The sequence below is a fragment of the Actinocatenispora sera genome, assembly GCF_018324685.1.
GTDB lineage: Bacteria > Actinomycetota > Actinomycetes > Mycobacteriales > Micromonosporaceae > Actinocatenispora > Actinocatenispora sera.
In genome coordinates this window covers 6,651,869-6,663,554 of record NZ_AP023354.1, presented here as the reverse complement: position 1 = coordinate 6,663,554, position 11,686 = coordinate 6,651,869, and the positions used below count along the sequence as shown (strand labels likewise).

Annotated in this window: 13 protein-coding genes; 5 read left to right on the top strand and 8 right to left on the bottom strand. The window is 73.2% G+C overall.

Annotation, left to right across the window (positions count from 1 at the left end):
* Nucleotides 1-15: 15 nt before the first annotated feature.
* Genes Asera_RS31320 through Asera_RS31305 form a run of 4 tightly spaced genes read right to left on the bottom strand, consistent with a single transcriptional unit; the run spans nt 16 to nt 2,817 of the window.
* Nucleotides 16-627: a GTP-binding protein gene (locus Asera_RS31320; RefSeq protein WP_051802458.1), complete on the bottom strand. Its 612-nt coding sequence runs from the start codon at nt 625-627 to the stop codon at nt 16-18.
* Nucleotides 605-955, bottom strand: coding sequence for a DUF742 domain-containing protein (locus Asera_RS31315; protein ID WP_030447187.1), 351 nt, complete (start codon nt 953-955; stop codon nt 605-607). Before Asera_RS31315 ends, Asera_RS31320 begins: the two co-directional genes overlap by 23 nt.
* A gap of 18 nt (nt 956-973) precedes the next feature.
* Nucleotides 974-1,399 carry a roadblock/LC7 domain-containing protein gene (locus tag Asera_RS31310; protein ID WP_051802457.1) on the bottom strand — a complete coding sequence of 142 codons (426 nt, stop codon included), beginning with the start codon at nt 1,397-1,399 and terminating at the stop codon, nt 974-976.
* Nucleotides 1,396-2,817 carry an ATP-binding protein gene (locus Asera_RS31305; protein WP_157034922.1) on the bottom strand — a complete coding sequence of 474 codons (1,422 nt, stop codon included), beginning with the start codon at nt 2,815-2,817 and terminating at the stop codon, nt 1,396-1,398. Before Asera_RS31305 ends, Asera_RS31310 begins: the two co-directional genes overlap by 4 nt.
* A gap of 326 nt (nt 2,818-3,143) precedes the next feature.
* Here Asera_RS31305 and Asera_RS31300 point away from each other — a divergent pair, with 326 nt between their 5' ends.
* Nucleotides 3,144-3,539 (top strand): VOC family protein, encoded by a 396-nt coding sequence (locus Asera_RS31300; protein WP_030447184.1) that lies wholly within the window; start codon nt 3,144-3,146, stop codon nt 3,537-3,539.
* A gap of 145 nt (nt 3,540-3,684) precedes the next feature.
* Here the strand turns inward: Asera_RS31300 and Asera_RS31295 are convergent, their stop codons facing one another.
* Nucleotides 3,685-4,422 (bottom strand): Type 1 glutamine amidotransferase-like domain-containing protein, encoded by a 738-nt coding sequence (locus Asera_RS31295; protein ID WP_030447183.1) that lies wholly within the window; start codon nt 4,420-4,422, stop codon nt 3,685-3,687.
* A 63-nt stretch (nt 4,423-4,485) separates the two neighbouring features.
* Nucleotides 4,486-5,118: a TetR/AcrR family transcriptional regulator gene (locus tag Asera_RS31290; protein ID WP_030447182.1), complete on the bottom strand. Its 633-nt coding sequence runs from the start codon at nt 5,116-5,118 to the stop codon at nt 4,486-4,488.
* Nucleotides 5,119-5,242: 124 nt separating this feature from the next.
* Between Asera_RS31290 and pdhA the strand changes: the two genes are divergently transcribed.
* The 3 genes from pdhA to Asera_RS31275 all read left to right on the top strand — a co-directional run bounded on the left by pdhA (nt 5,243) and on the right by Asera_RS31275 (nt 8,739).
* A complete protein-coding gene (gene pdhA / locus Asera_RS31285; RefSeq protein ID WP_211255624.1) occupies nt 5,243-6,292 on the top strand; it encodes a pyruvate dehydrogenase (acetyl-transferring) E1 component subunit alpha in 1,050 nt (349 codons plus the stop codon).
* A 55-nt stretch (nt 6,293-6,347) separates the two neighbouring features.
* Nucleotides 6,348-7,376 carry an alpha-ketoacid dehydrogenase subunit beta gene (locus tag Asera_RS31280; RefSeq protein ID WP_244844104.1) on the top strand — a complete coding sequence of 343 codons (1,029 nt, stop codon included), beginning with the start codon at nt 6,348-6,350 and terminating at the stop codon, nt 7,374-7,376.
* Between the two features lie 67 nt (nt 7,377-7,443).
* The gene (locus tag Asera_RS31275) at nt 7,444-8,739 is read left to right on the top strand and encodes a dihydrolipoamide acetyltransferase family protein (protein ID WP_211255623.1); all 1,296 of its coding nucleotides are present in this window, start codon (nt 7,444-7,446) and stop codon (nt 8,737-8,739) included.
* 77 nt (nt 8,740-8,816) lie between these two features.
* On the opposite strand, the gene Asera_RS31270 is transcribed toward Asera_RS31275, so the two are convergent.
* The gene (locus Asera_RS31270; protein ID WP_030447178.1) at nt 8,817-9,710 is read right to left on the bottom strand and encodes an FAD-dependent oxidoreductase; all 894 of its coding nucleotides are present in this window, start codon (nt 9,708-9,710) and stop codon (nt 8,817-8,819) included.
* Here Asera_RS31270 and Asera_RS33825 point away from each other — a divergent pair.
* Complete coding sequence (locus Asera_RS33825) at nt 9,632-10,198, top strand: MarR family transcriptional regulator (RefSeq protein ID WP_084131850.1); 567 nt, start codon at nt 9,632-9,634, stop codon at nt 10,196-10,198. The two genes, Asera_RS31270 and Asera_RS33825, sit on opposite strands and share 79 nt — an antisense overlap.
* 35 nt (nt 10,199-10,233) lie before the next feature.
* Here Asera_RS33825 and Asera_RS31260 read toward each other — a convergent pair whose 3' ends face one another.
* Nucleotides 10,234-11,682, bottom strand: a complete 1,449-nt coding sequence (locus Asera_RS31260; RefSeq protein ID WP_051802454.1) for a sugar porter family MFS transporter — start codon at nt 11,680-11,682, stop codon at nt 10,234-10,236.
* Between the last annotated feature and the right edge of the window lie 4 nt (nt 11,683-11,686).

Genomic DNA, 11,686 nt, shown 5'->3' with positions numbered 1-11,686 from the left:
GTGGGTGGGTACGGGTCAGCGCAGCGCCGGCGCGAGCGGGCGCGGCGGCGTCGTCCGGGCGGTACGGGCCATGCTGTGCTCCACGACGCCGACCAGCGCCCCGGCCACCTGTGCGCGGTCCCGGGCGTCGAACGCGCACAGCGGCACCGACTCGTGCAGCGACAGCGCCTGCCGTACCGCGTCGAGCCGGTGCGTCTGCTCGCCGTGGAACAGGTTCACGCCGACCACGAACGGCACCGTCGAGTCGTTCTCGAAGTAGTTGACCGCAGCGAACGACCGGTCGAGGTGCCGGGTGTCGACGAGCACCAGCGCGCCCGAGGCGCCCCGGCACAGGTCGTCCCACATCGGCCAGAACCGCCGCTGCCCGGGCGTGCCGAACAGGTACAGCACCAGGTCGTCGGCCAGCGTGCGGCGGCCGAAGTCCATCGCCACCGTGGTGGTGGACTTGTCGCTGTCGGGTTCCAGCGGGTCGTCCAGGGTGCCCGCGGTGGTCATCCACGCCTCGGTGTTGATCGGCGGGATCTCGCTGATCGCGCTGACCAGCGTGGTCTTTCCGGCGCCGAACCCGCCGGCCACGACGATCTTCGCGGTCGTCGTCGAGTGCTCAGGCGAGTGCGCGGAGACCATCACGGACCCTCTCCAGAAGACGCCGGTCGAACGGTGAACCATAGGTCTCGGCGTGCACCCGGACCCGCTGCGCGGCGGCCAGGTCGGACACGATGACCCGGGTGACGCCCAGCGACAGGCCGCTGAGCGCGGACAGCTCGGCGACCGAGCAGCCGTCCCGCGCCTGCTCGTACAGCGTGCGTGCCTCGGGCAGCATGGCCGCGGCGAGGCCCGGGTCGTAGTAGGGCACGGTGACGAGCGTGTGCACCAGCAGCCGGTGCCGGGTGACGGTGCGCCCGCCGGTGAGCACGTACGGCCGGACCTTCGGATGGGTGCGCGGTGTGACCACGAAGACGGCTCCCCCTGGCTATGCGCCGGCCGGTCCGGGTGCCCCGGCGGTCGACGGCGTGGTCCTCAACTGCGGTGACAGCGCGTGCGAGGCGCTGCCGAACAGGTGCGTCATGTTGTACGCCACGATCCGCAGGTCGGCGTCCGGGGTGGCCGCGACGATCACGCCGGACGCCTCGTCGATGCGCATCAGCAGCAGGTGCCCGGCGGCGAGCCGCAGGGTCATGTACTCGCAGTCGCCCAGCGCGAGCAGCGCCGAGGTGCGGGAGGCCATCGACAGCAGCCCCGCCGACAGCGCCGACAGCGAGTCGCCCAGGTCGCGGTCGACCGACGCCGACGTCACCAGCCGGAGCCCGTCCAGCGAGGTGACGACGACGTGCGTCACCCCGGGGCTGTCGGCCATGAACTGCTCCAGCAGCCAGCGCAGCTGCTCCTTGTCGGTCATCCTCGGTCACTCTCTGCTCGGCTCGTACCGTCGGCGAAGGCGGCGACATCGTCGGCCCACGAACCGAGGTGTTCACGGTGGTGCGCCGGCGGAGGCTCCGGCAGGTTCGGCCGACCGAGGTCGGCGTCGGTGTCGCGCAGGCTGACGGGAACCCGCTGCGGCAGAGCGTCCGCGGCCGGCGACAGCCCGGCCTCGGCCAGGCGATGGGCCGGAACCGGCATGCTCGGCCAGTCCGACTCGGCCGGCGCGCCCGTTTCGGAACTGCCCCGGCGCTGTGCCGCCCCGCCGTGCTCGGCACGGTCCTCGGCGGCCGAGCTCGGGGCGGGCCGCGGCACCAGGCGAACCGGTGCGTCGGTGCGGGTGGCCGGCGTGCCGGCCGGGAACGCGCCGGGCAGCACCGCGCCGCCGGGGCTCGCCGCCGGCAGCTCGACCAGCAGCCGCTCCGGGACCGCGACGGTGGCGGTGGTGCCACCGGCCGGGCGCGAGGCCAGCCGCACCGTCAGGCCGTGCGTGGCGGCCAGCCGGCGCGCCGCGACCAGGCCGATGCGCGCCGTGCCGCGCTGGCGCACCGCCGCCGGTGCCGGCCCGCCGTCGAGCAGGCTGTTCCAACCGGCCAGATCGTCGTCGGACATCCCGACCCCGTGGTCCTCGACCCGGATCAGCGCGCTGCCGGTGTCGGTCAGGTGGGTCGAGACGGTCACGGTCGCCTGCGGCGGGGAGAGCCGCGTCGCGTTGTCCATCAGCTCGGTCAGCACCCGGATCACGTCGTCCGCGGCGAACTGGACGACCGCCAGGTCGACGGTGCGGCCGAGCTGGACGCGCGGGTAGTACTCGACCGCGGACGCGGCCGCGCGCAGCACGTCGATCAGCGCCGTGGTCTGCGGCTTGGCGTCCTCGACGGGCACACCGCAGAGCACCTGGCCCAGTTCGGCCTGCCGCCGTGCGAGCGTCAGCGCGTGGTCGATCCGGTACAGCTGGGCGAGCCGCTCCGGGTCCTGCTCGCGCTCCTCGAGCGCCTCCAGGCTGTCCCGGGCCGGGCCGAGCAGCGCCGTCAACCGCACCGCGAGGATCGGCAGCACCTCGGCGGCGCCCGGCTCGCCGTCGCCCGGCTCCTCGCGCTGCTCCGGCACGCTCGGTTCGATCACGCCGGTGGGTGGCGCCGGATCGGCGGGCGGCTGCGCGAAGGCCCGGCCGGCCGACGGCGTGGCCGGTCGGCTCGGAGGCGCGGCAACGGGGGCGGCCGACGCCTGCGGCCAGCCCGGAGCCTGCGGCCAGGCGGTCGTGCCTGCGGGCCCGGCCGAGCCCACGGCAGGCGACTCGGCGGACCGGTGGGTGCCGCCCGGATTCGCGGGGTCCGCCGGATCGGCGCGCACGACCGGGATCGACTGGGTCACGTCGATGTCCGCCGGCGGCATCATCGGTGGACGCTGGGCCGGCGGTAGGGGTGGTGGCGGCGGCGGTGGCGGGACCGCGGCGGGCACGGTCGTGTCGCGCGTCGCCGCCCGGCGGGCTCGCCGTCGCCATCTCAGCATGGCTGCGACCCTGGCTCCTGCACGCCTACCTCCCCGGACACGCGGTATCAGGTCGACCGCCCCAGCTGATGAGCACTGTGCGGTTTCGAACGATATCGCATCGATCGTTGTCGCTGCGAGGTCGGTGTGCCGAACTCCGCCCCGCCGGGTCGCCGCCGGCAGGGCGCGTCGGTTGCCGGTCACCGTCGTACGGCTCGGTTAGGGTCCGGCGCATGTTCGATCACGTGGGGATTCAGGTGTCCGACGTCGAGGCGTCGGTGACGTTCTACCTGCGCACGTTCGGGCCGCTGGGCATGCACGAGGCGATGCGGTTCGAGCACGACGGCGCGCTGATCGTGGCGCTGGCCACCGGCGAGCAGCCGGCGCTGTGGTTCTCCCCGGCGCGGGGCGCGGAGACCCGGGAGCTGCACATCGCGTTCCCGGCGGGCGACCGGGCCGCGGTCGACGCGGTGCACGCCGCGGCGCTCGACGCCGGCGTCGAGGTGCTGCACGCGCCGCGCGAGTGGCCGGAGTACCACCCCGGCTACTACGCCGTGTTCCTGCGCGACCCGGACGGCCACAACGTCGAGGCGGTCACGCACGGCGCGCCGCCGGCCCCGCCCGCCTGACCGCTCCCGCCGGTCGTCGAGACCCGCCGCGGGTCCCGGCCACCGGGAGCGGCTAACGGCGCTCCGGCGCACCGCGTCCTGCTCTGCGGCCACGGCACCACGCCGGCCAGCCGCCACCGCCCCGCGCGTCCGGGCAACCCGGAGTTCAGGAGGCCGGGTCGAACAGCTTCCAGTGCCCCTCGGAAACGACCGTGGCTGCGCCGTCGACGATCCGGACGGCGGACTCGTCGTCGATCGCGTACGTCGGTACCAGCAGCTTCCCGGCCCAGGTTCTCGCGTTGTCCCGGGAGGCGTCCGGGTGGTGCTCGTGCTCGAAGTGCGGGATCACGGCGAAGCCGACCAGGCCGGCGCCGCGGGCGGTGACGAAGGTGCGCTCGGCGCCGCCGTCCGGGGTGGGGAACACCATGTGCTCGGCGCTGAGCGGGGTGCCGGTGCCGCGGGGCGGTTCCGGGTAGGTCTCCCCGAACAGCGTGGTCGCCGCCATCGAGCCGGCGCTCACGCCGACGTAGACGGTGTCCGGCAGCGACGGCAGCAGGCCGGCGAGGCCCGACTCGCGCATCCAGTGGGACAGGTAGAGCGGGTCGCCGCCCCCGACGAGCAGTGCGTCGGCCTCCCGTACCGCGGTGCGCCAGACGTCCGCGTCGAGGCTGGGCAGGGCGGTGAGTTCGAGGATCCCCAGCGACTTCCAACCGAGGTCGCACAGCGGGCTCGGGCCCTGCCCGCGGATCAGCCGGCCGGCCATCTCGGCCCCGCCGGGGAACGGGTAGCTGCCGGTGGGCACGCACAGGGCGCGAGACTCGGCGATCGGCTTGCCCAGCAGTTCGACCAGAGCGTCACGGATGGTGGCGTTCCGGATGCCGGCGGAGGTGAGCAGCAGCCTCATCCGGGTAGCTTTCCCGACCGGGTGCCGTTCGTCCAGACCCTCGTGTCACGGGGTACGGGGCGGTCACGGCTCGGCGGGGAGGAAGCGGGCGAGGACGCGGTCGACCTGAACGGCGGTCTGCTCCGGCGTCGGCGCCGGCGCGACACCGAACAGCCGGCGCCGGTGCGGCTCGCCGAGCAGCCCGGCGAACAGGTCCTCGGCGGTCGAGTCGAGTTCGGCCGGGGTGGCGTCCGGCAGACACGGGGGGAGCAGCGCGCGCAGCATCTCGATGTAGCGGCGCGGTCCGTTGTCGTACAACCGCTCGGCGATCTCCGGGAAGTGCCCGGCTTCGGCGATCATCAGCCGCTTCATTCCGACCGCCTCGTCGGTCAGCAACGCGGCGAGCAGGATTCGGGAGAAGTCGCGCAGATCGTCGCGTCCGGTGGGCGAGTCGGGTGCCGGCAGCTCGGCGAGCACCTGGTCGCTGAGCCGGCGTACCACGGCGACGAACAGGTCCGCCTTGTCGCCCACCGTGTCGTAGATGGTGCGCTTCGCGACGTGCGCCTCGGCGGCGACGGCGTCGATGGTGGTACGGCCGAAGCCCAGGCGCAGGAACAGCCGTTGGGCGGTGGCCAGCAGCGCGTCCCGGCGGGCGGCGCGCTCCGCCTCCGGCGGCCGCCCGCGGCGCGCGGGCCGGCGGGCACGGGTTGTGGTCACGGTCTCCGTCCCGGTTCGAGGGGGCCGCTTGCCGGCCGACTGCCGGGATAGATAATGTCACGGCATCGTTTCATTACCGAGTCGTGCTCCATCCGGTGACCCCGGTGGGCGTGAGAGGACTGCCGTGGCGAGGCGGAAATCCGGCGCGAGTGACAAACCCGACGTCGAGCAGCTGACCGAGTTCTACCGGCAGATGCTGCTGGTCCGACGCTTCGAGGAGCGTACCGCGCGCGCCTACACCGAGGCGAAGATCGGCGGGTACTGCCACCTCAACCTCGGCGAGGAGGCCACCGTCGTCGGCCTGATGGACGGCATCGAGGCGCGCGACTACCTGTTCGTCAGCTACCGCGACCACGGGTACGCGCTGCTGCGCGGGATGGACCCGGGCCGGGTGATGGCCGAGCTGTACGGGCGCTCCGACGGCGTCTCGCGCGGCTGGGGCGGCTCGATGCACCTGTTCGACGTCGAGACCCGCCAGCTCGGCGGGTACGGGATCGTCGGCGGCCAGCTGCCGCTCGCGACCGGCGCCGCGCTCGCCCTGCAGTACAAGGAGACCGACGAGATCGTGCTGTGCCAGCTCGGCGACGGCGCGACCAACATCGGTGCGTTCCACGAGGCGCTCAACATCGCCGCGCTCTGGCAGCTGCCGATCGTGTTCGCGGTGGTCAACAACGCGCTCGGGATGGGCACCACGGTCGAGATGTCGTCCGCCGAGCCGGAGCTGTACAAGCGCGGTGCCGCCTACCGGATGGCCTCGGCCCGGGTGGACGGCAACGACGTGACCGCGGTACGTGACGCGATGCGCGACGCCGCCGCGCACGCCCGGTCCGGCAAGGGCCCGTTCCTGCTGGAGGCGACGACCGGTCGGCTGCGTGGCCACTCGGTGGTCGACCCGGCGACGTACCGGTCGGCCGAGGAGGTCGCCGCGGTGCGCAAGGCCGACCCGGTGCTCGCGCTGCACGACCGGCTGCAGGCCGCCGGCGTCGGCGACGAGTCGCTCGCCGCGATCGAGCAGGACGTGGCCACCGTGGTGACCAAGGCGGTCGAGTTCGCCGAGTCGAGCCCGAAGCCCGAGGTCGGCACGCTGTTCGACTACACGTACGCGAGCCCGGTGCCCAACGACACCCGACGTCGACCGGCCGAGCCGCTGTTCCCCGAGGTGGTGGCGCGGTGAGCGGGCACGGCGCGTCTCGCGGCGACACCGCCGGTCCGACGAAGGAGGAGCGGCGATGAGTGCGCCGACCACGGCACGACCGGCTGCTGCCGGCACCACGACGATGAGCTACCGGCAGGCGTTGCACGACACGCTGCGCAACGAGCTGCTGCGGGACGAGAACGTCCTGCTGATGGGCGAGGAGATCGGCCGCTTCGAGGGGTCGTACAAGATCACCGCCGGGCTGCTGGACGAGTTCGGGCCGAAGCGGGTCAAGGACACCCCGATCGCCGAGGAGGGCTTCACCGGCGCCGCGGTGGGTGCCGCGATGCTCGGCCTGCGGCCGGTCGTCGAGGTCATGACGATCAACTTCTCGCTGCTCGCGCTGGACCAGATCATCAACCACGCGGCGAAGATCTACGGCATGTTCGGCGGCCAGGCGAAGGTGCCGCTGGTGATCCGCACCCCGGGTGGTGGCGGCCAGCAGCTCGCCGCCACGCACTCGCAGAACGTCGAGCTGTTCTACGCGTTCACCCCCGGCCTGAAGGTCGTCGCGCCGTCGAACCCGGCCGACGCCAAGGGGCTGCTGCTCGCCGCGATCGCCGACGACGACCCAGTGCTGTTCCTGGAGAACCTGGCGCTCTACAACACCAAGGGCGAGGTACCGAACGACGACACACCGATCGAGATCGGTCGCGCCGCGATCAGCCGGCCCGGCACCGACATCACCCTGATCGGCTACTCGCGCACCGCCCGGATGGCGCTGGAGGCGGCCGACCGGTTGGCCGCCAAGGGTTTCGACGCCGAGGTGGTCGACCTGCGCAGCCTGCGTCCGCTGGACCGGCGCACCGTGGTCGAGTCGGTCCGCAAGACCAGCTGTGCGGTGGTCGTCGAGGACGACTGGCTGACGTACGGGATCGGCGCGGAGGTGGCGGCGTCCATCTCCGACGGTGCCTTCGACTGGCTGGACGCGCCGGTGCGCCGGGTGGCGATGGCCGAGGTCCCGCTGCCGTACGCGAAGTCGCTGGAGACCGCCGCCCTGCCCGCGGTGGACGACATCGTCGTCGCCGCCGAGCAGACCCTGCGTGCCACCGGCCGCGGCTGACACCACTGGATCGTCGGCGAGACCGTCCAGTGTGGATGGTGAGCGCCGCGTCGAGACGGAGAACACGATGGACATCCTGATGCCGCGCCTGTCCGACACCATGGAGGAAGGCGTCGTCGCGAGCTGGCACGCCAAGGTCGGCGACGAGGTGCACGCCGGCGACGTTCTGGTGGAGATCGAGACCGACAAGGCGCTGATGGAGCACGAGTCCTATCAGGACGGTGTGCTCACCGAGATCCTGGTGCCGGAGGGCGGTTCGGCCGACATCGGCGCGCCGATCGGCCGGATGCGCGTCGCCGGTGAGCCCGAGGACGGCGCCGCCGCCCCGACCGGCGCAGTCGAGGGGTCGGCGCCGGCCCAGCCCGAGGCACCGGCCGAGCCCGCCGCGGCCGCGACACCGTCCACACCGGACACCGCCACCGCGGCTGCGGTGCCGAGCGGCGCACCGTCGGGCACGGTGGCCCCGGCCGCTGGTACCAACGGGGCCCGGGTGCGGGCCACCCCGCTGGTGCGCCGGCTCGCCCGGGAGTCCGGCGTCGACCTCGGCACCCTCACCGGCAGCGGTCCGGGCGGCCGGATCATCCGCGCCGATCTGGACCGGGCCACCCCGGCGCCGGCGGCAGCGCCGGCCCCGGTCGAGCAGCCCGCGGCCGTGGCCGTACCGGTGACCGAGGACGACGAGGTCACGCCGCTCGGCTCGATGCGCCGCACGATCGCGCGCCGGCTCGCCGACAGCATGCGCACCGCGCCGCACTTCTACCTCACCCGTACCGTCGACGCCGGGCCGATGGGCCAGCTGCGGGCCGAGCTGAACGCGAAGCTGGTCGCCGCGGACCGGCCGAAGATCAGCCTGAACGACATCGTGCTGCGCGCGGTGGCGGTCGCGCTGCGCAGGCACCCGGAGATGAACTCGTCGTTCGGCGAGGACGCGATCGTCACGCACAACCGGGTGCACGTCGGGATGGCCGTCGCCACCCCGGCCGGGCTGGTCGTGCCGGTGCTGCGGGACGCGGACACCCGCAGCCTCACCGACATCGCCGGTACCGCGCGGGAACTGGCCGGCAAGGCCCGGGACCGCAAGCTCTCGCCGGCCGAGATGACCGGCTCCACCTTCACCGTCAGCAACCTCGGCATGTTCGGGGTGGACCAGTTCACCGCCGTGATCAACCCCCCGGAGGCGGGCATCCTCGCGGTCGGCGCGCTGCGCGAGGAGCCCGGCGTGGTGGACGGCGCCGTCGCCGTGGTGAAGCGGATGACCGTGACGCTGTCGGTCGATCACCGGGTCGTGGACGGTGCCCAGGGCGCCCAGTTCCTGGCCGACCTGGCCCAGCTGCTGGAGAACCCCTGGCTCGCGGTGGTCTGAGCCAACCTGCCGCCGCCCGGCCGGGCGGCGGCAGGTGGCGCGTCGGGCCCGCCGAGCCGTCGGGCCCGACGTGCGGTTCAGGACGAGGCGGACGCGAGTGAGCGGGCCACCTCGGCGAAGCCGTACTCCAGCATCTCGGTTTCGTAGCTCTCGACCGCCGTCAGCAGCGGGCCGTCGCCGCGCTCGGTGATCCGCCGGCACAGCAGCGCGGCGTCGCGCAGTGCGACCGCGGCGCTGGTGCCCTGCGGGACCATGGTGTGCGCCGCGTCGCCGAGCAGCGTCACCGGCACGGTTTCCCAGTGCGCTACCGGGTTCGCGGTGCGGATCGTGGTGCTGCCGACCGTGGCCGGGTCGCCCAGCCGGACCAGCGCGGCGAGGTGGGGATGCCAGTCCGCCACGAGCTCGGCCGCGCGCTCGCGCCGGTCCCGTTTGTCCATGGTGGACAGGTCGGCCGGGAACAGCGCGCTCGGGCCGCCGACCACCCACATCAGGTAGTCGTCCCCGCCGTGGCGGAACTCGTGCGCGGCGAGCGGCATGAACCGGCCGTCCGTGCCGGCCACCACGCAGAACCCGTCGATCGCCGCGGCCGGCGCGAGGTCGCGGGCGCGATCGGTCAGCGGCGTCTTTCCGAAGATCTCGGTCTGGCCGAGCTCGACGATCTCCGCCTCCGGCAGCAGCTGCGGCCGGACCCGCGAGTGGGTGCCGTCCGCGCCGACGAGCAGGTCGGTCTCGACGCTCGTACCGTCGCCGAAGTGCGCCCGGACCCGGCCACCGGCGAGCAGCTCGTACCGCTCGAACGGCGCGCGGTAGCGCACCTCCAGCCCGTCGAGCAGGATCCGGCGCAGGGTCTGCCGGTCCACGGTCAGGTGCCGGCCGTCCTCTCGCTCCCCGGCTGTCTCGGGAACGAGCGTCTCCTGGATCACCCGCAGCTGCGGGTCGAGTACCCGCCAGCCGGAACCGCGGCGTCCCACGGTGGCGAGGACCTTCTCGTAGGAGGACGGGGACAGGCAGGCGCGGAGCGCGAGATCGCCCTCCGGCGCGATGTGGATCCGGTAGCCCTGGTCGGGTCGGTCCGGCTTACGCCCGGTCGGCGGGAAACCGGGCCCTGCGCGACCACAGGGTCGAGCTACGACACCTCGGCGTGCTGAGCGCCCTCGCCGAGACCGGCCCGCTCAGCCAGCGCGCCCTGGTCGACCGGCTCCAGCTGGACAAGTCGTCCATGGTGCTGATCATCGACGAACTGGAACGGCAGGGCCTGGCCGAACGGCGGCGCAACGAACGCGACCGGCGCAGCTACGACGTGCACCTCACCGCGGCCGGCCGGGACCGGCTCTCGACCGCCGAGCGGGTCACCGAGCAGGTGATGGCCGAACTGCTCGCGCCGCTGTCCGCCGCCGATCGGGCACGACTGCACGAGCTGCTCGGCCGGTTCATCGAGCACGCCGCCGGTCGCGCCTGACGCGGCGCGGCGGCCAGGGGCGACCGGTTCCGAGGTCAGTTGGTCATCTCGGCGGCGCCGGGCGCGGTGTGCCGCTCGTAGCGACGGACCACCTCCTCGACCGGCAGCCCCTTGGTCTCCGGCAGGAAGATCGAGATGAACACGATCGCCATCGCGGCCAGCCCGGCAAAGCAGACCAGTACCCAGGGCAGCCCGATCCCCGCCTGCCACACCGGGAACACCTGGATCAGCGCGAAGTTGGCGAGCCAGTCCGCCGTCGCGCAGATCGCCGCCGCCCGGCCGCGTACCTCGGTCGGGAACGACTCGCCCTGCAGCAGCCAGCCGGTGCCGCCGACGCCCACCGCGAACGACGCGATGAACAGGCACAGCCCGACCATCCCGACGACGATCTCGGCGGTACCGTGCAGCAGTCCCAGGCCCGCCGCGGCGATCAACGCCGACACGATCATCCCGCCGTACCCGCCGATCGACAGCTTGCGCCGGCCGAGCCGGTCGATGTACTTGAAGCCGAAGTACGTCGCGCCGACGTTGATCACCGTCATCACCGAGACGATCTCGACCGCCTGGATCTGTTGCGCCACGGTCGAGTGCGCGCCGCCGAGGATCGGCGCGAGCAGCGTCGGCCCGTAGTACAGCGGGACGTTGATGCCGGTGATCTGCTGGAAGACGAAGAACACCGCGACGATGATCACCGCCCGGCGCACCGCCGGGGTCCACTTGCGGCGCCGCTGCACCTTCTCCTGGCGTTCGCGCTCGGCCACGTCGCGGGCCGCGGCCCTGATCTGCTCGTCGGTGGTGTCCACGCCGAGCATGCCGAGCGACTGCCGGGCCTTGTCGAACTTCCCGTGATGCAGCAGCCAGCGCGGCGACTCCGGCATCCGGGTACGGAAGATCAGGCCGACGATCGCCGGCAGGGCGCCGAGCGCGAACATCAGCCGCCAGTCGATCGTGGTCGCGGCGCCGGGTGCGATCCGCAGGATCACCAGCGCCACCAGGTACGAGACGAGGATGCCGATGGTGATCATCCACTGCTGCAACAGGCTCAGCGAGCCGCGCTTGCCGGCCGGCGCGTACTCGGCGATGTAGGCGGTCGCGATCGCCGAGTCGGCGCCGATCGCCAGGCCGATCAGGGTCCGGGCGATGATCAGTACCGAGGCGTGCCAGGACAGCCCGGCGAGCAGCGAGCCGGCGGCGTAGATCCCGGCGTCCACGATCAACAGCGACTTGCGGCCGAACCGGTCGGTCAGCGGCCCGGCGGCGAGCGCGCCCGCCGCCGCGCCGATCGACGTACCGGCGACCAGATAGCCCAGGGCGAACCCGGACAGGTGGAACGGGACGAAGTTCAGCGCCGCGCCGATGTTCGAGGTGTCGTAGCCGAACAGGAAGCCGCCGATCGTGGCGAGGATCGTCAGCGACCAGTAGAAGCGGGTCGGCGTCCGCTGATCCAACCGGTCCAGTACGGTTGCGCCCACCGGCTCGGCCATCGCC

What these genes read in the sequence shown, in the direction of transcription:
- Asera_RS31320 (WP_051802458.1), bottom strand. Translation starts at nt 627, where the DNA reads ATGGTCTCCGCGCACTCGCCTGAGCACTCGACGACGACCGCGAAGATC.
- Asera_RS31280 (WP_244844104.1), top strand. Translation starts at nt 6,348, where the DNA reads ATGAGTGCGCCGACCACGGCACGACCGGCTGCTGCCGGCACCACGACG.
- Asera_RS31305 (WP_157034922.1), bottom strand. Translation starts at nt 2,817, where the DNA reads ATGATGCCGCCGGCGGACATCGACGTGACCCAGTCGATCCCGGTCGTG.
- Asera_RS31300 (WP_030447184.1), top strand. Translation starts at nt 3,144, where the DNA reads ATGTTCGATCACGTGGGGATTCAGGTGTCCGACGTCGAGGCGTCGGTG.
- Asera_RS31275 (WP_211255623.1), top strand. Translation starts at nt 7,444, where the DNA reads ATGGACATCCTGATGCCGCGCCTGTCCGACACCATGGAGGAAGGCGTC.
- Asera_RS31260 (WP_051802454.1), bottom strand. Translation starts at nt 11,682, where the DNA reads ATGGCCGAGCCGGTGGGCGCAACCGTACTGGACCGGTTGGATCAGCGG.
- Asera_RS31295 (WP_030447183.1), bottom strand. Translation starts at nt 4,422, where the DNA reads ATGAGGCTGCTGCTCACCTCCGCCGGCATCCGGAACGCCACCATCCGT.
- Asera_RS31310 (WP_051802457.1), bottom strand. Translation starts at nt 1,399, where the DNA reads ATGACCGACAAGGAGCAGCTGCGCTGGCTGCTGGAGCAGTTCATGGCC.